Source organism: Microlunatus kandeliicorticis (genome assembly GCF_014137855.1).
Taxonomy (GTDB): domain Bacteria; phylum Actinomycetota; class Actinomycetes; order Propionibacteriales; family Propionibacteriaceae; genus Microlunatus; species Microlunatus kandeliicorticis.
On record NZ_JACGWT010000005.1, the window covers coordinates 113,958 to 140,936 of the forward strand.

The window sequence follows — 26,979 nt, forward strand, 5'->3', positions numbered from 1 at the left end:
GGCCGGAGCCGGACCGGGACCGGGCGCGCGAGGGAATCCGGACGAGGTCCGGGCAGCCCGTTCAGGCGGTGCGCGGCTCGCGGAGCAGCCGGATCGGGATCAGCGCCAGCAGGCAGATCGCGGCGATCACCAGGTAGTGGACGACGAACCCGGCGTGCTGTACCAGCACCCCGGCCACCGGGGCCGCGACCAGGCCGGAGAGCCCCAGCCCGATCCCGATCATGATGCCCAGGCCGGAGGAGGCGCCCTCGGGGACGGTGTCGATGATCGCCGCGTACATCACCGGAAACGGCGAGTTCCGCACCAGGCCCCAGGCGATCAGGATGACCCAGGCCGACACCGGACCGTGGATCAGCACCATGGCCGCGACCGCCACCGCCCAGCCGACCGCGAGGATGCCCAGGCTGAACTTGCGGCCGCGGTGGTCGGAGACGGTGCCCCAGACGATCTGGCCGATCCAGCCGGTGATCCCCGAGGCCCCGGAGACGGTGACCGCGGTGGCCAGGTCCATCCCCGCCTCGCGGGTGAGTTGGACGGTGAGGAAGGCGGTGACCCCGGACTCGGCCCAGAGGAAGAGGAAGTTGGCGAGCACCATCAGCCGGACGTTCCGCTCGGCCAGCGCGGTGCGGACCGCCGCCGCGGCGCTGCGCAGCGGGTGCCGCTCGCGGTCGCCGGCGACCTCGTTCTCCTCGAGCGACGGCGTCAGGTCGTGCTCGCGCATCCAGGTGTTCGCCGCCCGGAGGTTGCGCCGCCGGGCCAGCACGATCTGGACGACGACGATCGGCACCGCGATCAGCGGGATGAACAGGAACGCCCCGCGCCAGCCGGAGACGGCCACGGTGGCGCCGATCAGCAGCAGCCCGACGAACTGGCCGATCGGGAAACCGGTGTGGTGGGTGCCCACGGCGAAGCCGCGGTTCTCCTTCTGCCACCACTCCCCGACCATCGTCACGTTGACCGGTTCCATGCCGCCGGTGCCGATGCCCATCACCACCCGGAGCACGTGCAGCTGACCGAGCGTCCGCGAGAAGGCGGTGAGCACCGAGGACACCACCACGATGGCCACCGCGACCGCCCAGGCCCAGGCCCGGCGCACGCCGCGTCCCAGCGAGTCGCCGAAGACGCCGATCAACAGCCCGCCGATGGCGGTGCCGGCGAAGCTCAGCCCGACCAGGAAGCCGCCCGCAGCGTCGTCGAGCCGGAACTCCTGCTGGATCCCCGGCAGCACCGCCGGCAGGATCGCCCGGTCGATCGACGTGATCAGCACCGCTCCGGTGGTCACGGCGAGCATCACCCAGGAGATCGGGTGCGCGCGCGGGATGAACCGGAGCAGTCCCGGCCGGCCCGAGTCGGCAGGGGAACGCGGTGCGGCCGTGGGGTCGCTGGTCATGTGATCGGCCTCTCGTCGTCGAGAACGCGTGCAGGCCGACGCTAGCCACCCGCTCTCCGCGCCCGGCGGCGGGTCGGGGGGACGCCGGGGCACGGCGGCAGGAGCGGGCAGGGCTAGCGTGGCCGGCGACCCGACGGCGGACCGCCGCGGTGCTCGTCAGGACCGGGAGGACGTGGAGCGATGGGTGTGACGCAGACCGACGAGAACCGGGTGGTCGGGGCGGTGGGCAAGCAGCTCCACATCGGAGGGCGCTGGTCCGACGCCGCGAACGGGGCGACCTTCGAGGTGCTCGACCCGGCGACCGGACAGCCGCTCTGCTCGGTGGCCGACGCCGGTCCCGACGACGGACGGCGCGCACTCGAGGCCGCCGTCGCCGCCCAACCCGTGATGGCCGCGATGAGCCCGCAAGAGCGCTCCGACGCGCTGATGGGCGCCTACGACCTGATGCAGCAGCGCAGCGACGACCTGGCCCTGCTGATGACGCTCGAGATGGGCAAGCCGCTGGCCGAGTCGAAGGGCGAGATCGCCTACGCCTCGTCGTTCTTCCGGCACTTCGCCGGCGAGGCGACCCGGATCCGCGGCGGGTACCAGACCGCGCCGCAGGGCGGCGCCCGGTTCCTGATCACCCAGCAGCCGGTCGGGGTGTGCCTGTTGATCACCCCCTGGAACTTCCCGGCCGCGATGGGGACCCGCAAGCTGGCCCCGGCGATCGCCGCCGGGTGCGCCAGCGTGATCAAGCCGGCCGCGCAGACTCCGCTGTCGATGCTGGCGCTGGCTGCGATCCTGGCCGAGGTGGGGCTGCCCGACGGCGCGGTCAACGTGATCACCTGCACCGACGCCAACGCGGTGATGGAGCCGCTGATCCGGTCCGGGCTGGCCCGCAAGCTGTCGTTCACCGGGTCGACCCGGATCGGCAAGGTCCTGCTCGAACAGAGCGCCGAACAGGTGCTCCGCACGTCGATGGAGCTGGGCGGCAACGCGCCGCTGATCGTCTTCGAGGACGCCGACCTGGACGAGGCGGTGGCCGGGACGACGGCGGCCAAGATGCGCAACACCGGGGAGGCCTGCACGGCCGCGAACCGGATCTTCGTGCAGAACTCGATCATGGACGCCTTCGCCGCCCGGCTCACCGCGGCGATGGCCGAGCTGCCGGTCGGGCGCGGCACCGACCCCGCGGTCAAGGTCGGCCCGCTGATCGACCCGGCCCAGCTCGACAAGGTCAGCACGCTGGTGCACGACGCGATCAGCAAGGGCGCCACCGCGACGACCGGCGGCCGGGCCGTCGACGGGCCCGGCTTCTTCTTCCCGCCGACCGTGCTGACCGGGATCAGCGCGGACGCCGACCTGCGCCGCGAGGAGATCTTCGGGCCGGTGGCGCCGTTGATCGGGTTCGACACCGAGGACGAGGTGGTCGCGGCGGCCAACGACACCGAGTACGGCCTGATCGGCTATCTCTTCACCAACGACCTCAGGCGCGCGCTGCGGGTCAGCGAAGCACTCGAGTACGGGATGGTCGGACTCAACCAGGGTGTGGTCAGCAACGCTGCCGCACCGTTCGGCGGGGTCAAGCAGTCCGGGCTCGGCCGCGAGGGCGGCGCGGTCGGGATCGACGAGTATCTCGAGACGAAGTACATCGGGCTGGCGCTCTGAGCCGGGACGGCTCGCTGCCGGGCAGGAGTTGGCGCGTCGGTCCGCCGGTCACACCTTCGCGGTGCCCCGCTCGCGCTCGATCTGCTCGAGGGACTTGCCCACCGTGTCGGGCATCCCGAAGAAGCCGACCACACCGCTGATGGCCAGGAAGATCGCCAGCAGCGCCGCCACCGGCTTGATCCCGCTCTCGGCCAGGGTCGGCACGAAGAAGCTCCAGATGCCCAGGCAGAGCCGCGAGACGCCGAAGGTCAGCCCCTGCGCGGTGCCGCGCAGCATCGTCGGGAACAGCTCCTGGCTGAAGGTCTTGTAGACCGCCTCGCCCGCCAGCGCACCACCCACGCCGAACAGCACGATGTTGGCGATGATCACCGGGATCGCGAACGGGAAGATCAGATAGGCCATGAAGGCGGCGATCTGCATCAGGGCACCGATGCCCCACATCGTCCGCCGGGTGACGTAGCCGCGGTCGGCCAGCGGCATGAAGATGAACAGCCCGGCGAGGATGCCGATCACGAAGCCGGCGCAGGACAGGCCGACGCTGGCGGCCTGGCTGCCCGCCTTGAGCGAGGTGATGATGTACGGCGTGAAGATCCCGTTGGTGCCGGCGGCGAGGTTCCAGAAAAGGTAGATCACCAACGTCCACAGCAACGCCTTGATCATCGGGCCGCTGAGCAGACCCCGCAGGTTGCTGATCGTCACCTTCGGGATCGGCGCGTTCTCGAGAGCCTGACCGGGTTCGACGCCGGCCTGCCGGGCGGCACCCGAGGCCGCCGTCCAGCGTTGCGACTCCACCATCCCCCGCCGCAGCAGATAGGTCACCAACGCGACCACGAGCAGGATCACGAAGAGGATCCGGCCGCCCAGCAGACCGAGGTTGCTCATCGCCAGCGCGGCCAGCAGCACGATCACCGGGCCGGCGTTCCAGGCGATCTGGGAGAAGCCGAGCAGCTTGCCGCGGGCGCCGTCGGGCGCGAACTCACCGACCAGAGCCAGCGAGGTCGGGACGTCGGCGCCGACCGCGATGCCGACGATCACCGTGCCGATCAGCAGCATCGGCGTGTTCACCGAGACCGCGATCAGCAGCACCCCGACCGCGTAGACGATCAGGTCCCACTGGTAGATCCGCTTGCGACCGAGCAGGTCGCCGAGCCGACCGCCGATCACCGCGCCGATCGCGCAACCGATCGCGTTCGGGCCGATGGCGGTCAGCAGCCCGACCAGGTTGTTGCTGAGGCCGAGGTACTGCTTCCAGAACTCGAGGCTCGCCCCCAGCGCGACGATCGATCCGGCGTCCAGGAAGGAGGCCATCCCGGCCAGCACCGACCACCGCCACTGCTGCCCCGTCACCTGGCGCTGGTCCGTCTGCGCGGCGGTCGTCATCGCTGCCCCCTTTGGCTCGACGTGCGGCTCGGCGCGTTTGAATCCTTTCAACGCGCGCCCGTCCGATCGTGGCCAGAACCGGTCACCTTGTCAACCGTCACGGGAGCGGGTCGGCGCGTCGCCGACTCCGGATCAGCGCTCGCGGTCGGGGAGCTCCAGCGCGGCCCAGACCGCCCGCCAGATCGTCTTCGGCGGGACCCCGTCGGCCAGGGCCTGGTCGACGGTGCGGTTGCCCAGCGCGGACAGGTTGTGCTGACCGGCCCAGACCGAGGCGTACGCCGCCCCGAGATGCTGCTGCATCCGTTCCCAGAACTCGGTCTCGCGCACGATCGGTCAGCCTAGCGAGGCTCTCGCACCCTCCGGGTCGCGCGCGGGCCGTGGCAGGGTGCTCGGGTGCACGGCAACGTCCCGCCCTGGCCCGAGCAGCCACCCGCTGCCGGGTCGGTGCGGCTGCGGGCCTTCCGCGCGGCCGACGTGGCGATGGTCCGGGCCCTGGCGACCGATCCGTACGTCCCGCTGGTGATGACGGTGCCGGCCGGCGCCGACGAGGAGGAGGCGCTGGCCTGGATCGCCCGGCAGCACCGGCGTCCGGCCGAGGGTCGCGGCTGGAGCTTCTGCGTGGCCGACCGCGACACCGACGAGGCCCTCGGGCAGGTCGGTCTGTGGACGCCGTCGGGACCGTTGGAGGCCGTCCGGACCGGACGCGCCCACCTCGGCTACGCGATCTCCCCGACGGCCCGGGGGCGGCGCGCGGCCACCGACGCGGTCCGCGCGGTCACCGGGTTCGGCTGGAGCCTGCCGTGGCTGTTCCGGGTCGAGGCCTACGTCGAGCCCGACAACACGGCGTCGCGGCGCACGGTGGAGGCGGCCGGGTTCGCGGCCGAGGGCCTGCTGCGGTCGCACCAGCCGATCGGCGGGACCCGCCGGGACATGCTGCTCTACGCGCTGCTGCGTCCGGCCGAGCCCTCCGGACCCCCGGAGCCGCCCGGCGGGCGGTGACCGCGGCAGAACTGTCGGTGGGGCGAGGCAAGATGGCGGACATGACCTCGACCGCCTCGCTCGCCGCGCCCCGGGCGTCGGCGGACGCGGCGGACGATCCGCTCGCCGCCTTCGCCCCGGCCACCCGCTCCTGGTTCACCGAGGTGTTCGCCGCCCCCACCGCGGCCCAGGCCGGCGCCTGGCGGAGCATCTCGCGCGGGGACAACGCCCTGGTCATCGCGCCGACCGGCTCGGGCAAGACGCTGGCCGCGTTCCTCTGGGCCCTCGACCAGCTGACCCGCCGGCCCCCGCCGCCGCCCAAGCAGCGCTGCCGGGTGCTCTACGTCTCGCCGCTCAAGGCGCTGGCCGTCGACGTCGAGCGCAACCTGCGGGCCCCGCTCGCCGGGATCCGGCAGACCGCCGGCCGGCTGGGGCTGCCGGCCCCCGAGGTGTCGGTCGGCGTGCGCTCGGGCGACACCCAGGCGGCCGACCGGCGCCGGCTGGTCAGCCGCCCGCCGGACATCCTGATCACCACGCCGGAGTCGCTGTTCCTGATGCTGACCTCGCAGGCCCGAGACGTGCTGCGCTGGGTCGACACGGTGATCGTCGACGAGGTGCACGCGCTGGCCGGCAGCAAGCGCGGCGCCCACCTGGCGCTGTCGCTCGAGCGGCTCGACCGGCTCCGCGCGCAGACCGCCGCCGCCGACGGCGAGCCCGAGCCGGGGCCGGCCCAGCGGATCGGGCTGTCGGCCACCGTCCGCCCCGCCGAGCGGGTGGCCGGCTTCCTCGGTGGGCGGCTGCCGGTCGAGATCGTCGCCCCACCGGCGGAGAAGGTCTGGGACCTCGAGGTGGTGGTCCCGGTCGAGGACATGTCCGCGCTCGGCGCGGCCGGCATCCCCGACGCCGGTCCGGCCACTGGCAGCAGGTCGAGCGGTGACGGGTTCGACGACCCGCTCGCGCCGCCGACCCAGCGGCCGTCGATCTGGCCGCACGTCGAGAGCCAGATCCTCGACCTGATCAGCGCGCACCGCTCGAGCATCGTGTTCGCCAACTCGCGGCGGCTGGCCGAACGGCTGACCGCACACCTCAACGAGCTGCACGCCGAACGGATCGGCGCCGACCGCGACGCCAGCGAGGCACCGGACCACCAGCGAGACGGGCAGGACGACGAGCCGGACGAGCACGACGGGCTGGACGGAGCGCTGCGGGTCCCCGGGCCGCCGGCCCAGATCATGGCGCAGTCCGGAGCCTCGGCGGGGCACGACGGCTCCGGACGGCACGGCACCGCCGCGGAGGTGATCGCCCGGGCCCACCACGGCTCGGTCAGCAAGGAGCAGCGCGCCCAGATCGAGGACGACCTCAAGTCGGGCCGGCTGCCGTGCGTGGTGGCGACCTCCTCGCTCGAGCTCGGCATCGACATGGGCGCGGTGGACATCGTCATCCAGGTCGAGTCGCCGCCGTCGGTGGCCAGCGGGCTGCAGCGGGTCGGACGCGCCGGGCACCAGGTCGGCGCGGTCTCGCGCGGCGTCTTCTTCCCCAACCACCGCGGCGACCTCGTCGAGTCGGCGGTGGTGGTCGAGCGGATGCGGGCGGGGGCGATCGAGGAGGTCGCCGAGCTCCGCAACCCGCTCGACGTGCTGGCCCAGCAGATCGTGGCGATCGTCTCCGAGGCCACCGAGCCGCGGGCGGGCACCGCGGCCGACGAACAGGCCGAGATCTCGGCCGACGAGGTCTACGCGCTGGTCCGGCGGGCGTCCAACTTCGCCACCCTGCCGCGGAGCGCCTACGACGCGGTGCTCGACATGCTCAGCGGCCGGTATCCCTCCGAGGACTTCGCCGAGCTGCGGCCGCGGCTGGTCTGGCACCGCGAGACCGGGACGCTCACCGGGCGCCGCGGCGCGCAGCGGCTGGCGGTCACCTCGGGCGGCACGATTCCCGACCGCGGGCTGTTCGGGGTGTTCCTGGTCGACGGTCTCGGCGACACCCCCGGCGGTCGGTCCGGCGGCGGACGTCGGGTCGGCGAGCTCGACGAGGAGATGGTCTACGAGTCGCGGGTCGGCGACGTCTTCACCCTCGGCACCACCAGCTGGCGGATCGAGCAGATCACCCACGACCAGGTGCGGGTCTCCCCCGCCCCCGGCGTGCCCGGCCGGTTGCCGTTCTGGAAGGGCGACGCCCCGCCGCGCCCCGCCGAGCTGGGCCTGGCCTTCGGCGGTTTCGTCCGCGAGCTCGCCGCGCTGCCCGAGCCGCAGGCACGCGAACGGCTGGCCGCGAGCGGGCTCGACGACTGGGCGCAGGGCAACCTGATCGGCTACCTGTCCGAGCAGCAGCAGGCGACCCGGATGCTCCCCACCGACCAGGTGGTGGTGTTCGAGCGGTTCCGCGACGAGCTCGGCGACTGGAGGGTCTGCGTCCACTCCCCGCTCGGCCAGGGCGTGCTGGCGCCGTGGGCCCTGGTGATCGAGCACGCGGCCCGCGAGCGGTACGGCACCGAGGTGCAGGCCACCGCGACCAACGACGGGATCGTGCTGCGGATCCCCGACACCGAGTCCGAGCCGCCCGGCGCCGACCTGATCACCGGCGACGTCGAGCAGCTCGAGCAGATCGTCACCGACGAGGTGGGCGGGTCGGCGTTGTTCGCCTCACGGTTCCGCGAGTGCGCGGCCCGGGCGTTGCTGCTCCCCCGGCGTGACCCGCGATCGCGCTCGCCACTGTGGCAGCAGCGGATGCGGTCGGCCCAGCTGCTCAGCGCGGCCGCCCGGTTCCCCGAGTTCCCGATCGTGCTCGAGACCATGCGCGAGTGCCTGACCGACGTCTTCGACCTGCAGGCACTCATCGGTCTGCAGCAGGCGATCGCGGCCAAGACCGTGCGGGTGGTGGAGGTCGAGACCAGCGAGCCGTCACCGTTCGCGAAGTCGCTGCTGTTCGGCTACGTCGGCGCCTTCGTCTACGAGGGCGACGTCCCGCTGGCCGAGAAGAAGGCGGCGGCGCTGTCGCTCGACGCCGGGCTGCTGGCCGAGCTGCTCGGCAAGGACGGGCTCAAGCAGCTGCTCGACCCCGAGGTCATCGCGTCCACCAAGGCCGACCTGCAGGGGCTGAGCGCCGAACGACAGGCCGGCACGGTCGAGCAGCTGTTCGACCTGATCCGCACCACCGGCCCGTTCGACGCGGCCGAGATCTCCGCCCGCTGCGCCCCGGACCTGGACGCCGGCCGGGCGCTCCGCGAGCTGGTCGACGCCCGCCGGGTGGTCCCGGTCCGGATCGCCGGGGACGACCGGTTCGCGGTGATCGAGGACGTGCCGAAACTGCGCGACGGGCTGGGCATCCCGGTCCCGCCGGGGGTCGCGGCCGCCTTCACCGAGACGGCCGAGCACCCGATCGCCGACCTGGTGCTCCGCTGGGCGCGGACGCACGGACCGTTCGAGCTGCGGACGGTCGCCCGCCGCTACGGCCTCGGCCAGGCGGTGGTCGACGACGCGCTCGAGCTGCTGGTCCGCCAGGGTGCGGTGGTCACCGGGTCCTTCACCGACGACCTGTCCGGGGAGGGCGACCGCACCCGGACCGACGGCGAGCTGCGGCAGTACTGCCACCAGAAGGTGCTCGCGCTGATCAAGCGCCGGACGCTGGCCCGGCTGCGCAAGAGCGTCGAGCCGGTCGAGCAGACCGCCTTCGCGCGGTTCCTGCCGGAGTGGCAGGGCGTCGGCTCGAACGCCCGCGGCACCGACGCCGTGCTCGGCGCGCTCGAGCTGCTCGCGGGTTACCCGCTGCCGGCCAGCGCCGTCGAGTCGGTGGTGCTGCCGGCCCGGGTGTCCAACTACCAGCCGGCGATGCTCGACGAGCTGACCACCTCGGGTGAGGTGACCTGGGTCGGCGACGGGCCGATCGGGGAGAACGACGGCTGGGTCCGCTTCTACCTGACCGGCATGGACCTGCCGCCGCCCCCGGTCGACCCGACCGGCGCGCTGGCGTCGGAGCTGCTCGGGTCGTTCGAGCCGGGCGGCGGGTTCTTCTTCGAGACACTGGTCCCCGCCGGGGTCGGGCTGAGCCGCCGCGAGGACTACGTGGCGGCACTGTGGGACCTGGTCTGGTCCGGGCACCTCACCGGTGACACCTTCGGTCCGGTCCGGGCGCGCACCGCCTCGGGAACGATCCGACGCCCCCGGCAGAACGCCGCCCGGGCCCGTGGCGGGGCCGGGGCCGGACTGCGCCGGGCTCACCTGCAACGGCCGGGAGCAGGGCGCCGCCCGGGTGGCTTGCGGATGAGCTCGCCCGAGACGGCCGGCCGCTGGTCGCGGGTGATCACCGGCGAGCGCGGCGAGGCGGCGGACAAGGAGCGGTTCGCGGGCGAGCTCTTCGGCCAGCTCGACCGGTACGGCGTCCTGACCCGCGGCAGCGTCCTGGCCGAGCGCGGCGAAGGCGGCTTCGGTGCGGCCTACCGGGCCCTGAGCACGCTCGAGGAGTCCGGCCAGTGCCGGCGCGGCTACTTCGTCGAGGGATTGGGGGCGGCCCAGTTCGCGGTCACCGGGGCGATCGACCGGCTTCGCGAGCACAGCCGCGACCGCGAACCCGACCAGCGGTCCGCTCAGCTGCTGGCGGCCTGCGACCCGGCCAACGCCTACGGTGCTGCGCTCCCCTGGCCGGAGCGGGAGGGTCACCGCCCCGGTCGCAAGGCCGGTGCGGTGGTGGTGCTCGTCGACGGCGAGCTGGTGCTCTACGTCGAGCGCGGCGGCAAGACGCTGCTCTGCTTCCGCGGCGACTCCCCGGAGGACCGCGAGGTCGTCGGGCTGGCCACCCGGACGCTGGCCGAGGCGGTGAGCGCCGGACGGCTGGGGCGGATCACCGTCGAGAAGGCCGACGGCGACCACGTCTTCCACTCCGGCGTGCTCAAGGACGCCCTGCTCGAGGCCGGCTTCACCATGACCCCGCAGGGACTCCGGCTCCGTCCCGCCCGCTGACCGCCGGACGACCCCCGGACGACCCCCGGACGCCCGCCGGACGCCCGCCGGACGCCCGCCGGGCGACGGTCGGGCGCCCGCCGCCCGGGCGCCCGCAGCCACCCAGCCGGACGTGGCAGCATGACCGCCGGTGAAGGATCCTCGACGAAGGAGTTGGCGATCATGAGCGAGACCGACGAGGTCGACCGGCGTTACCTCGACCCTGCGCTGTCGGTGGACGACCGGGTGGACGTCCTGCTGCCCCAGCTGACCGCGGCCGACAAGGCCGGGCTGATGTTCCACACGATAATGCTGCCGAACAGCGACCTCGATCAGGCTGCTCCCGCCTTCGGGCTGCCGTCGCCGCGCGAGTACGTCCTCGACCGCCGGATGAACCACTTCAACCTGCTGGGTCCGATCGCCGACCCCGCCGCGACCGCCCGCTGGCACAACGCCGTCCAGCAGCTGGCCGCCTCGACCCGGTTGCAGATCCCGGTCACCTTCAGCACCGACCCGCGGCACGCCTTCGTCGAGAACCCGGGCACCAGCTTCGGGGCGTCGGCGTTCTCGCAGTGGCCCGAGGCCATCGGGCTGGCCGCCATCGGCGACGAGGTGCTGGTCGAGCGGTTCGGCGACATCGCCCGCCAGGAGTACCTCTGCGTCGGGATCCGGGTCGCGCTGCACCCCCAGATCGACCTGGCCACCGAGCCGCGCTGGGCGCGGCAGTCGGCCACCTTCGGCGAGGACGCCGAGCTGACCAGCCGGCTGGTGGTCGGCTACGTCCGCGGGTTCCAGACCGACCAGCTCGGCCCGGACTCGGTGGCCACCATGACCAAGCACTTCCCCGGTGGCGGCCCGCAGCTGGACGGCGAGGACCCGCACTTCCCCTACGGCCGCGAACAGGTCTACCCCGGCGGCCAGCAGGAACTGCACCTGCGCCCGTTCCGGGCCGCGCTCGAAGCCGGGACCAGCCAGATCATGCCGTACTACGGGATGCCGGTCGGGACGGACTGGGAGGAGGTCGGCTTCGGTTTCAACCGCGACGTGATCACCGGTCTGCTCCGCGACCAGCTCGGCTTCGACGGCATCGTCTGCACCGACTGGGGCCTGATCAACGACGCGGTGATCATGGGCGACGAGCACGTGGCCCGGGCCTGGGGCGTTGAGTCGCTGTCGCCGCGGGAACGGATGATCAAGGCGCTCGAGGCGGGCGTCGACCAGTTCGGCGGCGAGGCCGACACCGCGCTGCTGACCTCGATCATCGAGGCCGGCGAGGTGGGCGCCGAACGGATCGACGTCTCGGTGCGTCGGCTGCTCCGGGAGAAGTTCGTGCTCGGGCTGTTCGACCGGCGCGAGGTGGACCCGGACGCCGCCACCGCCACCGCCGGCCGGGCCGACTTCGTGGCCGCCGGGCTCGAGGCCCAGCGCGCCTCGGTGACCGTGCTGGCCAACCGGACCGACGACGCGCACACCCCGGTGCTGCCCATCGACCCCGGGGCGCGGATCTACCTCGAGGGCATCGATCCTCGCGCCGCGACCGACTACGGCACGGTCGTCGACGACCCGGCCCACGCCGACGTCGCCCTGGTCTCGCTGCCCGCGCCGTTCGAGCCGCGGACCGCGACCGCCTTCGAGGGGTTCTTCCACGCCGGGTCGCTGGACTTCCCGAAGCAGACGGTGGACCACCTCGCCGACCTGGCCGCCAAGACCACGCTGGTCGTGGCGGTGGGTCTCGACCGGCCGGCGATCCTCACCGAGATCGACGGCTTCGCCCGCGGCCTGGTCGCCACCTTCGGAGTGTCACCACAAGCCCTGCTCGACGTGCTCTTCGGCCGGGCCGTGCCGCGCGGGCGGCTGCCGTTCGACCTGCCGCGGAGCATGGCGGCGGTCGAGGAGAGCCGACCCGACGTGCCGTTCGACACCGCCGACCCGCTCTACCGGCACGGTCACGGGCTGACGCTGGGCTGACCCGGTCCCGGGTCCGCCCCGTCGGGCACGGTCCGCCCCAGCTCCCCGAGTACGCGGCGGAAGGTGGCGTAGCGCCGCTCGCCGACCGCTTGCGCCCAGCTCGCCTCGAGCGCGGCGAACCGGTCGCTCAACCGCCCGACCAGGGCGTCGCCCTCCGCGGTGCGACGGACCCAGCGCACCCGCCGGTCCCCGGCCCTGGGCTGCACCGCGAGCAGCCCGAGGTCGACCAACGCGTCGACGAACTGCCCCGCCGCCTGTTTGGTCATCCGCACCCGGTCGGCCAGCTCGGTGACGCTGAGACCGTCCTCGGGCACCGAGGACAGCACGCGCAGCTGGGAGAGCCGCAGACCCGACCACTCCGCCGGCGGCAACGCTTCCCGGATCCGCTCGAACGCGGCCCCGAGCAGCTCGGCCACCCACGCGTCCGGGACCGACGCCCGGTCGGGCGTCTTGCGACTCTTGACCACGATGGTCAAGCTACCTTACCGTCGTTGATCAGTCAGCTTGACCATCCGAAGATCGAAAGGTCGTGGAGTGATGGACCCCGCCCTGGCGCATCTCGGCGTCCGTGACGACGACCACCTCCGGACGTTGATCGCGAGAACGCTCGAGGCCGACGGCGTCCACGCTGCGATCACGTCCTGGACCCTCCGCGTCAGCCCGGTCGCCTACGACCTCGAGGCGCTCACCACCCTGAGCCGACAGCGGGTGCACGGCCACGTCGAGACGGCCGCCGGCTCCCGGCCGTTCTCGGTCTTCGTCAAGGTGCTGCGCTCGTGGCGGTGGCGACCGGAGTTCGCCTTCGTCCCCCCGCCGCTCCGTGCGGACGCCGAGCGGTTGCTGCCCTGGGAGGTCGAACCCGCGGTCTACCGGACCGCCCTCGCCGCCGCCCTGCCGACGGGCCTCTCGATGCCGTCGACCGTGGCGGTGATCGAGCTCGGTGGCGACGCGGCCGCCGTCTGGATGACCGACGTCGCCACCGATCCGTCGCCGTGGTCGCCGGCCCGCTTCGAGCAGGCGGCCCGACTGCTCGGACGGCTCGCGGTCTCCCCCGACGTCGTCGCTGCCCTGCGTCCGATCGAGCCGCTGGTGCGACGCCGGACGGTCCGGAGCTATCTCGACGGGCGCGTCCGTCACCAGGTGCTCCCGGCGCTGCGCGACGAGGGTCTGTGGCAGCACCCGTCGGTCGGTGAGCACTTCGGCCCGCTCCGCTCCGAGCTCGTCCGTCTCGCCGACCGGCTGCCGTCGCTGGTCGACGAGCTCGACCGGTACAGGTCGGGCGTCGCCCACGGGGACGCCTGCACCCGCAACCTGCTGGTGACTCGGGACGGTGGCCTCTGCCTGATCGACTTCGGCTTCGTCGCCCTCGCGCCGGTCGGTTTCGACCTGTCCCAGCTCACCGTCGGTGAGCACCAGCTCGGTGAGCGCGACCCGGCGGACCTGCCGGAGATCTCCGACCGCGTCCTCGACGGCTACGCCGCCGGCTTGGCTGCCGAGGGCGTCCAGACCCCGGACCGCCACCAGCTGCGTCGGGTCCGGGCGGTGGTGCTCGCGCTGTTCAGCGGGATCAGTGCCGTGCCGTTCGAGCGGCTCGGGGACGGGGACGGCGAGGAGGTCGACCGGATTGTGGCGGGGCGGGCCGTGGTCTGCCGGTGGATCCTCGACGAGGTGGCCGCCACCGAGGGCCGAGCGGTGCGTTGACCGGCTCGACCGGGTGGATCAGGCGGCGGCCTGAGCCAGCGGCCGGAGCGGGATGACCATCGCCTCGTGCTCGGCCAGTCGCTCGCTGACCACGTTGAGGACGGTCGACAGCGGCAGGTCGAGGGCCCCGGAGATCGCGGCGAGCAGCTCGCTCGACGCCTCCTTCTGACCGCGTTCGACCTCGGAGAGGTAGCCCAGGCTGACCCGGGCCAGGCCGGAGAGCTGGCGGAGCGTCTTGCCCTGCCGGATCCGCTCCTCGCGCAGCGCCTCGCCGATGAGCTCACGCACCAGCACCGGCTTCACCTCGACCATGCCGACACTCTACCCACGGGGGTGTAGCGCCGCCGGGAGGTCAACCACGATCCGGGTCGCCCGCCACCGCGGTGCCGAATCGCCGCGACCAGCGCTCCTCGACCCGTCCCCAGCGCCACACCGCGAGCGCGACCAGCCACACCACGACGAACAGCCCGACGACCACGAACCCGACGTTGTTGAGGTCGAGCCCAGCGACGGCGGCCAGTGGACCGGTGCGGATCCCGGCCCGGTCGACCAGGATCGAGACCAGCTCGATCCCGCCGATCAGCAGCGCCACCGCCACCGACAGCGTGGTCACGGTCAGGTTGTAGAAGATCTTGCGCACCGGTCGGGAGAAGGCCCAGCCGTAGGCGAAGTTCATGAAGCACCCGTCGATGCTGTCGAGCAGGCTCATTCCGGCCGCGAACAGCACCGGCAGCGTCAGGATCGCCCACCACGGCAGGCTGAACGCCGCGGCGCCGCCGGCCAGCACCAGCAGCCCGACCTCGGTCGCGGTGTCGAAGCCGAGGCCGAACAGCAGCCCGACCGGGTACATCTGCCAGGGCCGGCTGACGGCGCGGGTGACCCCGGCGAGCAGCCGGCTGAGGAACCCGCGGCGGCCGAGCTGGCGATCGAGCTCGGCGGTCAGCGCCGCCTCGTCGACCTCGCCGCGCCGCATCCGGGCGAACACCCGGACGATCCCGACCAGCACCACCAGGTTGACCAGCCCGATCAGGAACAGGAAGGTGCCCGAGACCGCGGTCCCCACGACACCGGTGATCCGCTGCAGCAGCGACGAGTCGTCCTCGAGCTGACCGGCCAGCGCCCGGACGCCGAGCGCGAGCAGCAGCACCAGGACGAAGACGATCGTCGAGTGGCCGAGCGAGAACCAGAACCCGACCGACACCGGCCGTCGGCCCTGCGCCATCAGCTTGCGGGTGGTGTTGTCGATCGCGGCGATGTGGTCCGCGTCGAACGCGTGCCGCATACCGAGGGTGTAGGCGGTCAACCCGAGCCCGACGCCGAAGAAGGCGTTCGCGCCGACCTGGTAGTGCGCGGGCACCACCAGCCCGAGCAGGACGCCCCAGCCGAGGACGTGCAGCAGCACGACGAACGCCGCCATCCCGATCACCGAGCGCCACTCGGTCGGCCGCAGCCGCCCGCCGTGGCCGGCACCGGAGACCGTGAGCCCGCTGCTGGACTGGGTCCCGCTCACCGTCATCTGGCTCCGCCCGCTCGCCCGTCCCCGGCGATCCCGCCGTGTCCGGCGTGATCGAGATGCGACGCTATCGCACCTGGAACGAGGCTCCCTCCGGGGTCGCGGTGGCAGACTGCCGCCGTGGCGGACGACGGCGAGCAAGCGGCGAGCGCCGGCCGGCTGCGCGCGGCCGGGCTGCGGTCGACGCCGGCCCGGCGGGCGGTGCTCGAGGTGCTGGCCGGGACCGGGGACCACCTCGACGCCGACGCCGTGCTGGCCCGGGTGGCCGAGCGCGCGCCCGAGACGCACCGGGCGACCGTCTACCGCGCGCTGCACACCCTCGCCGAGCACCACCTGGTCAGCCACACGCACCTGCCGGGCGACGCCACCGTCTACCACCTCGGTGACGCCGCGGGGGCCGACGGCCACGCGCACCTGCAGTGCCACCGGTGCGGACGGGTGATCGACGTCCCCGGCGACCTGCTCGACCCGCTGGCCGCCACCCTCGGGCAGCGTTTCGGCTTCCGGCTCGACCCGACCCACGGCGCCCTGCTCGGCCGGTGCGCCGACTGCGTCGACTGAGGCGCACGGGTACGCCCTTCGACAGGCTCAGGGCACCGTGGCTGGGCCGCTCAGGGCGGGCTGTGGCGCCCTTCGACAGGCTCAGGGCACCCTGCGCGGAGCACCTTCGAAGGGTTCTGGGCGCCGCGCCGACCCGATCAGGTGCCCTGAGCCTGTCGAAGGGCGGGGCTCAGCGCGCCTCGGCGAGCACCGCGGCGAAGCGCTCGAGCAGGCGCTGCACGCTCGCCCGCCGGATCTCGTCCCGGCTGCCGGACAGCGCCAGCCGGTCGACCACGGGCTCGGCGCCGGCGCCGACCACCGCGACGAAGACGGTGCCCGGCGGGTGGCCCTCCTGCGGGTCCGGACCGGCCACCCCGGTGGTGGCCAGACCCCAGTCGGCGCCGCAGCGCTCGGCGGTGCCGCGGGCCATCGCGGCGGCGGTGTCGGCGGCCACTGCGCCCTGGGCTTCCAGCAGGTCCTGCGGCACCCCGGCCAGCGTGTGCTTGAGGTCGGTCGCGTAGCTCACCAGCCCGCCGCGGTAGGCGGCCGAGGAACCGGCCACCGCCGTCATTGCGGCCCCGACGAGCCCGCCGGTGAGCGACTCGCAGGTGGCGACCGTCTCACCGCGCTGCACCAGTGCGGTGATCACCGCGACCGCCGCCGGGTACGCGGGGTCCGGATCAGCCACGCGCCCGCAGCGCCGCGCGGCGCATCCGCGCCGCCTGCACCAGGTAGTCGATGCCGCTCACCACGGTGACCACGAACGCGGCGGCCATGATCACCCGGGCCGGCCACAGCAGCCAGCCGAGGGCCGGGACGAGCTGCAGCGGCAGCAGATAGAGCACCAGCGCCACCGCCTGCAGGGCGGTCTTGATCTTGCCGCCCCGGTTCGCGGCCATCACCCCGTAGCGGATGATCACGAACCGGAGCAGGGTGATGCCCCACTCGCGGACCAGGATCACGATGGTCACCCACCACCACAGCTCGCCGATCACGCTCAGCCCGATGAAGGCCATCCCGGTCAGCGCCTTGTCGGCGATCGGGTCGGCCAGCTTGCCGAAGCTGGTGACGATGTCGTACTTGCGGGCCAGATAGCCGTCGACGAAGTCGGTGGCGATGGCCAGCGCGAAGATCACCGTCGCGGCCACCCGCCAGCCGATATCGTGCGGGTGCCCGAGCAGGACCACCGCGAACACCGGCACCAGCACGATCCGGAACGCGGTCAGCGCGTTCGGGACGTTCCACGGCGTGGTCTCGCGCCGGGTCTCCGCGGCGGTCACCGGTCCCCGGCTCCTGCGACGGCGAGCGGCTCGGTCACCAGGTCGACGCCGTCGCTGGCCACCACCCGGGCGGTGACGATCCGTCCCACCGGGGCGGGTCCGTCCCGGTCGGGGACGACCACGGTGGTGCCGTCGACCTCGGGGGCCTGGTGCTCGGCCCGGCCCTCCCAGACCCGGGGGCCTTCGGAGCCGTCGGTCTCGCCGAGCACCAGCACCGAGACGGTCTCGCCGATCCGCTCCTCGGCCCGCTGCGCGACCAGCTCGTCGGCGAGGTCGGCGACCGCCGAGCGCCGGGCCTCGATCTCGCCCTCGTCGAGGTGACCGTCGAGCCGGACCGCCTCGGTGCCGTCCTCGTCGGAGTAGCCGAAGACCCCGATGGCGTCGAGCCGGGCGGCGGACAGGAAATCGGTGAGCACGGCCAGATCGGCCTCCGTCTCCCCCGGGAACCCGCAGATCACGTTGCTGCGGACCCCCGCCCGCGGGCTGAGGGTCCGGATCCGGTCGAGCAGGCCGAGGAAGCTGTCCGGGTCACCGAACCGGCGCATCCGGCGCAGCACGCCCGGCGCGGCGTGCTGGAACGACAGGTCGAAGTAGGGCAGCACCCTGGGCGTCGACGTCATCACCTCGACCAGACCGGGCCGCAGCTCGGCGGGTTGGAGGTAGGAGACCCGGATCCAGTCGAGCCCGTCGACCCCCGAGAGCTCGACCAGCAGCTTCTCGAGCAGCCGGAGGTCGGCCAGGTCCTTGCCGTAGGCGGAGGTGTTCTCGCTGACCAGGAACACCTCACGGACGCCCTGCTCGACCAGCCACTGCGCCTCGGCGACGATCTCGGCCGGCGGTCTGGACAGGTAGGCACCGCGGAAGGTGGGGATCGCGCAGAAGCTGCACCGGCGGTCGCACCCGGAGGCGATCTTCAGCGGGCCGCTCGGGCCGCCGTCGAGCCGGCGGCGGACCGGTCGCGGACCGGCGGCCGGGGCCAGTCCGGCGGGCAGGTCGGGGGTGGCGTGACCGGGGACGGCCAACCCGGCGGCGGGCCGGTCGACCGGGCTGATCGGGAGCAGGGTGCGGCGGTCGCGCGGCACGTGGGCGGCCGGACGCTCGCCCGCGAGGATCGCCTGGAGGCGCTCGGCGATGGTGCCGTAGGCGTCGAACCCGAGCACGGCGTCCGCCTCGGGCAGCGACTCGGCGAGCTCGTGGCCGTACCGCTCGGCCAGGCACCCGACCGCGACCACGGCCTGGGCGCGTCCGCCCTGACCGGCGCTCTGTTTGAGGTCGGCGGCGGCGAGCAGCTCGTCGACGGAGTCCTTCTTGGCCGACTCGACGAACCCGCAGGTGTTGACGAGGACGGCGTCGGCGGCCTCGGGATCGTCGACCAGCCGGAAGCCGCCGTCGGCCAGCCGGCCGGCGAGCTCCTCGGAGTCGACCTCGTTCCGGGCGCAGCCGAGGGTGACCAGGTGAACCGCGGTGAGCGACGTCATAACCTCGCCAGTCTCCCCCACCGGCCCAGCGGTTGTCAGATCGGCGTCCGCGACCGGACCGGTCCGACCCGACGCCCGCCCCGGACGAACGAACACCCCGTCCGCGGTCGTGATGGGCACTCGGGGGATTGCCGACAACGACCGGGGTCCGGGGCGTTCGTCCGGGGGTTCTTCGGGGGGTGACTGCATCCGGGGTTCGCACCCGCCGGAGGACCCGGATGGGTGCCCGCGACGATTCTCAGAGTTTTTTCAGACCGGAGAGAAATCCGGTCGGTTGGTCGCCGCCACACCGGAACGACCCGCCCCCGGACGGCGCCGGGGACGGGTCGGACGGATCAGGATCGACCGGCATCAGCCGGCGCGCAGGTTGTCCATCACCACGTCGAGCTCGTCGGGCTTGACCAGCACGTCGCGCGGCTTCGAGCCCTCCGAGGGCCCGACCACGCCGCGGGTCTCGAGGATGTCCATCAGCCGGCCGGCCTTGGCGAAGCCGACGCGGAGCTTGCGCTGCAGCATCGAGGTCGACCCGAGCTGGAGGGTGACCACCAGCTCGACCGCCTGCAGCACCAGGTCGAGGTCGTCGCCGATGTCCTCGGCCACCTTGGTGCTCGTCTCGGCCGAAGCCGTGACGTCCTCGCGGTAGTTCGGCTTGAGCTGCTCCGAGACGTGCTTGACCACCGCCCGGATCTCGTTCTCGGTGACCCAGGCACCCTGGATCCGGGTCGGCTTGCCCGCCCCCATCGGCAGGAACAGACCGTCGCCCTGACCGACCAGCTTCTCCGCGCCGGGCTGGTCGAGGATGACCCGCGAGTCGGTCATCGAGCTGGTGGCCAGGGCCAGCCGGCTCGGGACGTTGGCCTTGATCAACCCGGTGACCACGTCGGTGCTCGGCCGCTGGGTGGCCAGCACCAGGTGGATGCCGGCCGCCCGGGCCAGCTGGGTGATCCGGACCACCGAGTCCTCGACGTCGCGCGGGGCGACCATCATCAGGTCGGCGAGCTCGTCGACGATCACCAGCAGGTACGGGTAAGGCGCGAGCACCCGCTCCGAGCCCTCGGGCACCTTGACGCTGCCCGCCCGGACCGCCTTGTTGAAGTCGTCGACGTGCCGGAAGCCGAACGCGGCCAGGTCGTCGTAGCGCATGTCCATCTCGCGGACGACCCACTGCAGCGCCTCGGCCGCCTTCTTCGGCGCCGTGATGATCGGGGTGACCAGGTGCGGGACACCCTCGTAGGCGGTCAGCTCGACCCGCTTGGGGTCGACCAGCAGCAGCCGGACCTCGTCCGGGGTGGCCCGCATCAGGATCGAGGTGATCATGGTGTTGATCACCACCGACTTGCCCGAGCCGGTGGCGCCGGCCACCAGCAGGTGCGGCATCTTGGCCAGGTTGGCCACCACGAACCCGCCCTCGACGTCCTTGCCGAGCCCGACGGTCATCGGGTGGTGGTCGTTGCGCGCCTTGGTGCTGCGGAGCACGTCGCCGAGGCTGACGACCTCCTTGTCGGTGTTCGGGATCTCGATGCCGATCGCCGACTTGCCGGGGATCGGCGAGAGGATCCGCACCTCGTTGCTGGCCACCGCGTAGGAGATGTTCTTGCTCAGCGCGGTGACCTTCTCGACCTTGACCGCGGGGCCGAGCTCGACCTCGTAGCGGGTCACCGTCGGGCCGCGGGTGTAGCCGGTGACCTGGGCGTCGATGTCGAACTGCTCGAGCACCCCGGTCAGTCGGCCGACCACCGAGTCCGAGGCCTCGGTCCGCGGTCGGTGGGCGGTGCCCTGCTTGAGCTGCTCGCTGTCGGGCAGCACGTACTGGACGTCGCCGGACAGCTGGAGCTGCTCGACGCGCTGCGGGACCGGGGTGTGCGGCGGCGGCTCCAGCACGGCGGACCCGGCCTCGTCACCGTCGCTCTCGCCGTGAACGACGAAGCTCGGGGCGCGTCCCGCGGTGGTGCGGGCCTTGCCGTCGGTCCCGGCGGGGGTCTTGGGGAGCCCGGCGGTGATCGTGCGCCGCCCCGGGCTCTCGGTCTCGGTGATCTCCTCGAGCTCGGCGTCGACGACGTCCGCGTCGGACGCCTCGGTCTCCGGCTCCTCGGTGCGCCGGCGGCGGCGCGACCGCCGGCCCTCGGACCCGTCGGTGATCATCGGGGTGTCGTAGGCGCGGTCGGCGTCGTAGCTGATCTCGCCGACGACCTCACCGTCGACAACCCGGCCCTGCGGCGTGAAGCGTTCGCGGAGCGCCTGCAGCCGCCCGGGGATCTCGTGCAGCGGGATGCCGAGCACCACCAGCACGCCGAAGACCAACAGCAGTGCCAGCAGCGGCGCGGCGACCCAGTTGGTCTTGAGCAGGTCGTGCAGCAGCGAGGAGGAGATGAAACCCAGGACGCCGCCGGCCTGGCGCATCTGCTCCGGATGGTCCGGGCGGGGCAGGCCGTGGGCGAGGTTGATCAGGCCGAGCAGCCCGAGCAGGACGGCGGTCCAGCCGACCGCCTGCCGGCCGCCGGGGCCGTTGCGCTCGGGGTTCCGCAGGGTGCGCCAGGCCATCCCCGCCAGCAGGATGGGCGCGGCGTAGGCGAGCGTCCCGATGACGCTGGTCAGCCCGGTGTGGATCCAGGGGCCCACAGGAGCGGGCAGGCCCCACCAGAACTCGGCGGCGACGACAATCGCGCACCCGACCAGGAACAGCCCGACGCCGTCACGCCGGAGAGCGGGGTCGAGGCCCTCGCGCTGGTCGCGGCCCGAGCCGACCATCCGGGCGCCGTGACCGACTGCGTGCGCCACCCCCAGCCAGGCGCCGCGCAGACCGCGCCCGAGCTGATTGCCGACCGAGGGACGTGAGCCGGCACGACCGGCCGGGCGGCGGTTGCCGCTCGGTTGGTTCTGCCGGGGCCGGGGCGCCGGGCGCGACCCGCCCGACGAGCCGTTCCGCGACCGGGAGCCGGACGTGGAGGCACGCTGGGTGGGTTTCTTGCTTCCGGACGACCGCGGAGCCGAACCGCCACCACGGGTGGCGGAGCTACGGGACCGCGGTGGGGAAGACGCGCGGGTCGCCATGATCGCGAGGTTACGCGATGCCGCGCTCCCCCGGACCGCCACACGCCGGTCCCGCGCCGCCCGGGGCTCGCGGACCCTCGAGCGCCCTCCGAGGCCTCGCGGGCCCGCTCAGCGGCGGAAGTGGTCCCAGCCGCGCGCACCTTCCCACTCTCGACCGTCGACCGTCACCCGGCCCTCGGCGGCGTCCGGGCGCAGCACCCGACCGACCACCGTCCAACCCTCGGGGACGTCCTCGGCGGAGAAGGCGGCGGCCAGCGCGTGGTCCTCGCCCCCGGTGAGGATCAGCGTGAGCGGGTCCGAGCCGGTGGCCGCGGCGACCGCCCGCAGCGGATCCGGCACCGCGAACGCCGCGGGGTCGAGATCGATGATCACCTTGGAGGCACGGGCGACGTGGCCGAGGTCGGCGAGCAGACCGTCGGAGATGTCGATCATGGCGTGGGCCCCGGCGGCGGCGGCCGCCCGACCCTGTCCGTAGGGCACCGCCGGCACGCGTTGGGCCTCGACGACCGCGCGTGGTGACCGGAAACCGCGACCCAGCACGGCCAGCCCGGCGGCCGCCCAGCCGAGCCTCCCGCAGACCGCGACCACGTCGCCCGGCCGGGCGTTGTCCCGGGTGATCGCCTCGCCGGGCAGGGTACCGAGCGCGGTCACCGCGATCATGATCACCGGCCCGCGGGTGGTGTCGCCGCCGAGCAGCGCCGCGCCCGCGGTCCGGCACTCCTGCCGGACCCCGGCGGCGAAGTCCAGCGCCCAGCGGGTGGGCAGCTCGGCCGGCGCGGTGAACCCGACCAGCACCCCGACCGGGGCCGCCCCCATCGCCTCGAGGTCGGCCAGGTTGACCGCCACCGCCTTGCGGCCGACGTCGAGCGCCTCGGACCAGTCGGTGCGGAAGTGCACGCCCTCCACCAGGCAGTCGATCGAGCTGACCACCGGACCGTCGGCCAGCAGCACCGCACCGTCGTCGCCGGGACCGAGCAGTACGCGGCCACCGACCGCCGCGGCCAGCTCGGGCTCGAGGTCGGCGGTGATCGCCGAGATCAGCGCGAACTCACCGGTCGTCCCGAGGGTCTCGGCGGCCGGGTCGTCGGAGCCGCGCGGTGGTCGGCGCTCGGTCTGCACGCGACGATTGTTGCCGAACGCCGGTCGTCCGGCCGATCCGGACCGGGTACGGTTCTCTCGGCCTCACGGAGGCCGCTGCGGTCCGCGCCGAGCGCGGCGCCGGAGTCGACGGGAGCAGTGTCCACGAGAGGGGGCGTAGTCGATGGTCGTGCAGGCCTACATCCTGGTGCAGACCGGTGTCGGAAAGGCCGCGGAGGTCGCGGGCGAGATCCGCGCCATCAAGGGCGTCACCCTGGCCGAGGACGTCACCGGCCCCTACGACGTGATCGTCCGCGCCGAGGCGGCGAACGTCGACGAGCTCGGCCAGCTGGTGGTCGCCAAGGTGCAGAACGTCGCGGGCATCACCCGCACCGTCACCTGCCCCGTGGTCCACATCTGAAGATCTGAGCTCGTTCGCGCACGCCGCGCTGAACTGCTCGTCTTCCTCCTGCTCGCGCGGCCCGGGCACGCGCCCGTGCAGACGTTTCGTCGGCTGCACCTGTCTGTCCGGCCGCGCTCGTGCGGCGTGCAGACGAGCAGGCGCGGCTCAGAGGACGCTCACGAGCGGACTGGCGTGCGGACGCGCGCTGAGCCTGTCGAAGCGCCAGCACGCGCGCTGAGCCTGTCGAAGCGCCAACACGCACGCCGGCACGCTCAGGCGGCGAGGGCGCGGGCGAGGGCGGCCAGGTCGGGCCAGTCGGGGCTGTCCTGTATGCAGCGGGCGAAGAGCCAGTGGCGCACCCGGGTGGGGTCCAGGTCGGCCTCGTCGCAGACCCGGGCGATCAGCCCGAGAGGGTCGGCGAGCAGGCTGTCGAAGCAGTTGAGCAGGTGCTGGAGCACGTCGTAGTGCGGGTCGCCGACGTACGGCTTCGGGTCGATCAGCAGCCAGGGCAGCCGGGTGCCGGAGAGCACGTTGCCGCCGTGCAGGTCGGTGCACAGCAGCACCGCGGTGTCCGCGTCGCGCGGCAGTGCCCGGAACAGCGCCAGGCCCTCGCGGACCAGCCCCGGATCGACGCCGGGCGGACGCTCGGCGTGCGCGGTCTCCGCCTCGTCGGCCCACAGGTCGCAGAGCTCGGTCAGCGGCCGGAACGGGTGATCGGCCGGCACCGGCACAGCCCGGATCCGGCGCAGCAGCGCGCCGATCACCCGGTGCTGCTCGCCCTCGGGCCGGGTCCGCAGCTCCTCCCCCGGTCGGCAGCGTTCGAGCAGCGCGGCCGTGGTGGGTCCGTGGTTCTCGTACCGGAAGACCTGCACGGCACCCTCGCCGCCGAGGACGGCCAGCCCCTCGGCCTCGTCGCGCGCCTCGGTGTGGGTCCAGCCCACCTTGAGCACCAGGTCGGCACCGCCGGCGTCGGTCGCCGGGGCTACCCACGACCCCGAGCCGCCCGGTTCGAACGGCGCCCCGAGCTCCAGCTCCCAACGCTGGGCCAGGTCCGCGATCCGGTCCGGCAGCCCGGCGTACCAGGCGCGCATCCCGGCCGACCGGGTCCGCTCGGCCGAGGCGCGGAGGTTGGCCGGCATCGGCACCGCGGCGGCCCCGGTCACAACCGATCCCGGGCGCTCAGCGCAACCCGGTGGGCCGCTGCAGCGCGAGCTGGAGCAGCCGGTCGACCAGGCTCGGGTAGTCCAGGCCGCTGGCCGCCCACACCCGCGGGAACATCGAGTGCTCGGTGAAGCCGGGCATGGTGTTGATCTCGTTGACCACCAGCCGGCGGTCTTCGGTGAGGAAGAAGTCGACCCGCGCGAGCCCCTCGCAGCCGATCGCCTCGAACGTCCGCGCCGCCAGCTGCTGCATCTCGGCGGCGACCGCCGGGTCGAGCTCGGCGGGGACGTCGAGGTCGACCTGCTCCTCGGGCAGGTACTTGGCCTCGAAGTCGTAGAACCCGGAGGCGGTGTGCATCCTGATCTCGGCGACCGCGCTCACCTCGGGACTGCCGTCGTCGAGTGACTGCAGCACCCCGCACTCGAGCTCGCGGGCGTTGACGAAGCCCTGTTCGACCACCACCTTCGGGTCGTAGCCGCGGGCGAACTCGACCGCCGCCTCGAGGTCGGCGGGGTCGTCGACCCGCCGGATGCCGAGGCTCGACCCACCGCGGGCCGGCTTGACGAAGAGCGGATAGGTCAGTGTCGCCACCGACTCGAGCGCGGCGCCGCGGTCGTGCTCCCACTGCCGCGGCGTGATCACCGCGTACGGCCCGATCGGCAGTCCGGAGGCAGCCAGCACCAGCTTCATGGCGTGCTTGTCCATGCCGACCGCGCTGGCCAGCACGCCGGCGCCGACGTAGCGGACGCCCATCAGCTCGAACATCCCCTGGATCGTGCCGTCCTCGCCGAACGGCCCGTGGAGCAGCGAGAACGCGACGTCGATCCGGCCGAGCGCGGCCAGCGAGCCCTGCTCGCGCCGGGCCAGCTCGCTGCCGGTCTCCCCGCGCACCAGCACCGCCTCGGCCGCGTCCTCGGTCAGTTCGGGAAGCCGCCCGTCGGTGACGTGCAGCCGTTCGAGCACCTCCGGGCCGGCGACCACCAGTCGCCCGGACCGGGTGATCCCGATGCCGGTGACCTCGTAGCGCTCGGGATCCAGCGCGGCCAGCACGCCGCCCGCGGTCAGGCAGCTGACGCTGTGTTCGGAGCTCTGTCCGCCGAACACGACGGCGACGCGGACGCGGGCCGGGGGCTGCGGCGCGGTCGACGGGGCCTCGGGGATGGACGGCACCCGCAGAGGCTATCCATCCGATCAGGGGACGACCGGCAGGCGCGCAGACCGGCACCGCCGAGCGGCCACGGCCGGTGTGCGGACCACGGTCGACCACCGCGGCAGGAGCGGCCACCGGGCCGGGACAATGTCCGGGTGAGTGATCCGCACCCGTCCGACGACGACCAGACCGCCACCCGCTGGCGGCCCGAGACGCTGGCGGTGGCCGCCGGACGCCCGGAGCGAACGATCGACGCGCCGCTCAACGAGCCGATCACCCCGGCCTCCACCTACGTCGCGGCGGCCGACCCGACCGGCACGGTGGGCTACGGCCGCTACGGCAACCCGGGCTGGACCGCGCTCGAGGCGGCGGTCGGCGCGCTCGAGGGCGGGCCCGCGCTGGCCTTCGCCTCGGGCATGGCGGCGGCGCACGCGCTGCTCGAGCTGGTGCCCGACGGCGGCGTGCTCGTGCTCCAGCAGCAGTGCTATCTCGGCGTCGGTTCGCTGGCCGCCGAGTACGCGCAGCGACAGCGGTTCACGCTGCGGCTGGTCGACGGGGCCGACACCGAGGCCGTGCTCGCCGCCGCCGAGGGGGCCGACCTGGTCTGGCTCGAGACCCCGGCCAACCCGACGATGGAGGTGGCCGACGTCCGGGCCGTGGCCGCCGGACGTCCGGAGGGTGCCCTGCTGGTGGTCGACAACACCTTCGCCACCCCGGTCCAGCAGCGACCGCTCACCCTCGGTGCCGACCTGGCGCTGCACTCGGCGACCAAGTTCCTCTCCGGTCACTCCGACGCCCTCTGCGGGATGGTGGTCGCGGCCCCGGGTCGGCAGGACCTGCTGGACCGCCTCGGCGCCGTCCGCCGGCTCCACGGAGCCACCCCCGGGGTGCTCGAGACCTTCCTGGTGCTCCGGGGACTGCGGACGCTGCCGTTGCGGGTCCGGCAGGCCACGGCCAGCGCGGGCGAGCTGGCCCGGCGGCTGGCCGGGCACCCGGCGATCTTGCGGGTCCGCTACCCCGGGCTGACCGACGACCGGTTCCACGCCCTCGCCGCGACGCAGATGGACGGCTTCGGCTCGCTGGTCTCGATCGAGCTGGCCGGAGCGGCCGCCGCCGAGACGCTGATCGAGCGGCTGCGGCTGTGGGTGCACGCGACCAGCCTCGGTGGGGTGGAGTCCACCCTCGAACGCCGTCGCCGCTGGCCGGCCGAGCTGCCCGCCGTCCCCGAGGGGCTGGTGCGGATGTCCGTCGGGCTCGAGCACGTCGAGGACCTGTGGGACGACCTCGACCAGGCGCTCCGCGGGCTCTGAGAGCCGGGGCTCAGG

Annotated in this window: 21 protein-coding genes; 8 read left to right on the forward strand and 13 right to left on the reverse strand. The window is 73.4% G+C overall.

Annotated elements, in window-relative coordinates:
- Positions 1 to 61 precede the first annotated feature (61 nt).
- Positions 62 to 1,390, reverse strand: a complete 1,329-nt coding sequence (locus tag FHX74_RS15175) for an MFS transporter (RefSeq protein WP_220484049.1) — start codon at positions 1,388 to 1,390, stop codon at positions 62 to 64.
- Positions 1,391 to 1,570: 180 nt separating this feature from the next.
- On the opposite strand from FHX74_RS15175, the gene FHX74_RS15180 reads away from it, so the two are divergent.
- Complete coding sequence (locus FHX74_RS15180) at positions 1,571 to 3,040, forward strand: NAD-dependent succinate-semialdehyde dehydrogenase (RefSeq protein ID WP_182561049.1); 1,470 nt, start codon at positions 1,571 to 1,573, stop codon at positions 3,038 to 3,040.
- A gap of 48 nt (positions 3,041 to 3,088) precedes the next feature.
- Here the strand turns inward: FHX74_RS15180 and FHX74_RS15185 are convergent, their stop codons facing one another.
- Both FHX74_RS15185 and FHX74_RS15190 read right to left on the reverse strand, forming a co-directional pair.
- Positions 3,089 to 4,420, reverse strand: a complete 1,332-nt coding sequence (locus FHX74_RS15185; RefSeq protein WP_182561050.1) for an MFS transporter — start codon at positions 4,418 to 4,420, stop codon at positions 3,089 to 3,091.
- A gap of 132 nt (positions 4,421 to 4,552) precedes the next feature.
- Positions 4,553 to 4,747, reverse strand: coding sequence for a DUF3046 domain-containing protein (locus FHX74_RS15190; RefSeq protein WP_182561051.1), 195 nt, complete (start codon positions 4,745 to 4,747; stop codon positions 4,553 to 4,555).
- 66 nt (positions 4,748 to 4,813) lie between these two features.
- Between FHX74_RS15190 and FHX74_RS15195 the strand changes: the two genes are divergently transcribed.
- The 3 genes from FHX74_RS15195 to FHX74_RS15205 all read left to right on the forward strand — a co-directional run bounded on the left by FHX74_RS15195 (position 4,814) and on the right by FHX74_RS15205 (position 12,300).
- The gene (locus FHX74_RS15195) at positions 4,814 to 5,419 is read left to right on the forward strand and encodes a GNAT family N-acetyltransferase (protein WP_182561052.1); all 606 of its coding nucleotides are present in this window, start codon (positions 4,814 to 4,816) and stop codon (positions 5,417 to 5,419) included.
- 41 nt (positions 5,420 to 5,460) lie between these two features.
- Positions 5,461 to 10,353, forward strand: coding sequence for an ATP-dependent helicase (locus FHX74_RS15200; protein WP_182561053.1), 4,893 nt, complete (start codon positions 5,461 to 5,463; stop codon positions 10,351 to 10,353).
- A 162-nt stretch (positions 10,354 to 10,515) separates the two neighbouring features.
- Positions 10,516 to 12,300, forward strand: coding sequence for a glycoside hydrolase family 3 protein (locus FHX74_RS15205; RefSeq protein WP_182561054.1), 1,785 nt, complete (start codon positions 10,516 to 10,518; stop codon positions 12,298 to 12,300).
- Here FHX74_RS15205 and FHX74_RS15210 read toward each other — a convergent pair.
- On the reverse strand, positions 12,279 to 12,767 hold the full coding sequence (locus FHX74_RS15210; protein WP_182561055.1) for a MarR family winged helix-turn-helix transcriptional regulator: 489 nt from the start codon (positions 12,765 to 12,767) through the stop codon (positions 12,279 to 12,281). The two genes, FHX74_RS15205 and FHX74_RS15210, sit on opposite strands and share 22 nt — an antisense overlap.
- Positions 12,768 to 12,837: 70 nt before the next feature.
- On the opposite strand from FHX74_RS15210, the gene FHX74_RS15215 reads away from it, so the two are divergent.
- On the forward strand, positions 12,838 to 14,001 hold the full coding sequence (locus tag FHX74_RS15215; RefSeq protein WP_182561056.1) for a phosphotransferase: 1,164 nt from the start codon (positions 12,838 to 12,840) through the stop codon (positions 13,999 to 14,001).
- 18 nt (positions 14,002 to 14,019) lie between these two features.
- Here the strand turns inward: FHX74_RS15215 and FHX74_RS15220 are convergent, their stop codons facing one another.
- Both FHX74_RS15220 and nicT read right to left on the reverse strand, forming a co-directional pair.
- The gene (locus tag FHX74_RS15220) at positions 14,020 to 14,304 is read right to left on the reverse strand and encodes a helix-turn-helix domain-containing protein (RefSeq protein WP_328823880.1); all 285 of its coding nucleotides are present in this window, start codon (positions 14,302 to 14,304) and stop codon (positions 14,020 to 14,022) included.
- A 49-nt stretch (positions 14,305 to 14,353) separates the two neighbouring features.
- Positions 14,354 to 15,511: a Nickel transporter NicT gene (gene nicT / locus FHX74_RS15225; protein WP_328823850.1), complete on the reverse strand. Its 1,158-nt coding sequence runs from the start codon at positions 15,509 to 15,511 to the stop codon at positions 14,354 to 14,356.
- A 123-nt stretch (positions 15,512 to 15,634) separates the two neighbouring features.
- Between nicT and FHX74_RS15230 the strand changes: the two genes are divergently transcribed.
- Positions 15,635 to 16,075 carry a Fur family transcriptional regulator gene (locus FHX74_RS15230; protein ID WP_182561059.1) on the forward strand — a complete coding sequence of 147 codons (441 nt, stop codon included), beginning with the start codon at positions 15,635 to 15,637 and terminating at the stop codon, positions 16,073 to 16,075.
- Between the two features lie 169 nt (positions 16,076 to 16,244).
- On the opposite strand, the gene FHX74_RS15235 is transcribed toward FHX74_RS15230, so the two are convergent.
- From FHX74_RS15235 to FHX74_RS15255, 5 genes are all read right to left on the reverse strand, one after another.
- Complete coding sequence (locus FHX74_RS15235) at positions 16,245 to 16,742, reverse strand: CinA family protein (protein WP_182561060.1); 498 nt, start codon at positions 16,740 to 16,742, stop codon at positions 16,245 to 16,247.
- Positions 16,735 to 17,334 carry a CDP-diacylglycerol--glycerol-3-phosphate 3-phosphatidyltransferase gene (gene pgsA, locus FHX74_RS15240; RefSeq protein ID WP_182561061.1) on the reverse strand — a complete coding sequence of 200 codons (600 nt, stop codon included), beginning with the start codon at positions 17,332 to 17,334 and terminating at the stop codon, positions 16,735 to 16,737. The genes FHX74_RS15235 and pgsA overlap by 8 nt, the downstream gene beginning before the upstream one ends.
- Positions 17,331 to 18,812, reverse strand: a complete 1,482-nt coding sequence (gene rimO / locus FHX74_RS15245; RefSeq protein ID WP_182561062.1) for a 30S ribosomal protein S12 methylthiotransferase RimO — start codon at positions 18,810 to 18,812, stop codon at positions 17,331 to 17,333. Before rimO ends, pgsA begins: the two co-directional genes overlap by 4 nt.
- A 351-nt stretch (positions 18,813 to 19,163) precedes the next feature.
- Positions 19,164 to 21,863, reverse strand: a complete 2,700-nt coding sequence (locus FHX74_RS15250; protein WP_182561063.1) for an FtsK/SpoIIIE family DNA translocase — start codon at positions 21,861 to 21,863, stop codon at positions 19,164 to 19,166.
- A 108-nt stretch (positions 21,864 to 21,971) separates the two neighbouring features.
- On the reverse strand, positions 21,972 to 22,982 hold the full coding sequence (locus tag FHX74_RS15255; RefSeq protein ID WP_182561064.1) for a thiamine-phosphate kinase: 1,011 nt from the start codon (positions 22,980 to 22,982) through the stop codon (positions 21,972 to 21,974).
- Between the two features lie 142 nt (positions 22,983 to 23,124).
- Between FHX74_RS15255 and FHX74_RS15260 the strand changes: the two genes are divergently transcribed.
- Positions 23,125 to 23,361: an Lrp/AsnC ligand binding domain-containing protein gene (locus tag FHX74_RS15260; RefSeq protein ID WP_182561065.1), complete on the forward strand. Its 237-nt coding sequence runs from the start codon at positions 23,125 to 23,127 to the stop codon at positions 23,359 to 23,361.
- A gap of 254 nt (positions 23,362 to 23,615) precedes the next feature.
- Here FHX74_RS15260 and FHX74_RS15265 read toward each other — a convergent pair whose 3' ends face one another.
- Positions 23,616 to 24,506 carry an aminoglycoside phosphotransferase family protein gene (locus tag FHX74_RS15265; protein WP_182561066.1) on the reverse strand — a complete coding sequence of 297 codons (891 nt, stop codon included), beginning with the start codon at positions 24,504 to 24,506 and terminating at the stop codon, positions 23,616 to 23,618.
- Positions 24,507 to 24,522: 16 nt separating this feature from the next.
- Entirely contained in the window at positions 24,523 to 25,674 is a 1,152-nt protein-coding gene (locus FHX74_RS15270) for a D-alanine--D-alanine ligase family protein (RefSeq protein WP_328823851.1), read from the reverse strand.
- Positions 25,675 to 25,809: 135 nt separating this feature from the next.
- Between FHX74_RS15270 and FHX74_RS15275 the strand changes: the two genes are divergently transcribed.
- The gene (locus tag FHX74_RS15275) at positions 25,810 to 26,964 is read left to right on the forward strand and encodes a trans-sulfuration enzyme family protein (protein WP_182561067.1); all 1,155 of its coding nucleotides are present in this window, start codon (positions 25,810 to 25,812) and stop codon (positions 26,962 to 26,964) included.
- The last annotated feature ends 15 nt before the right edge of the window (positions 26,965 to 26,979 follow it).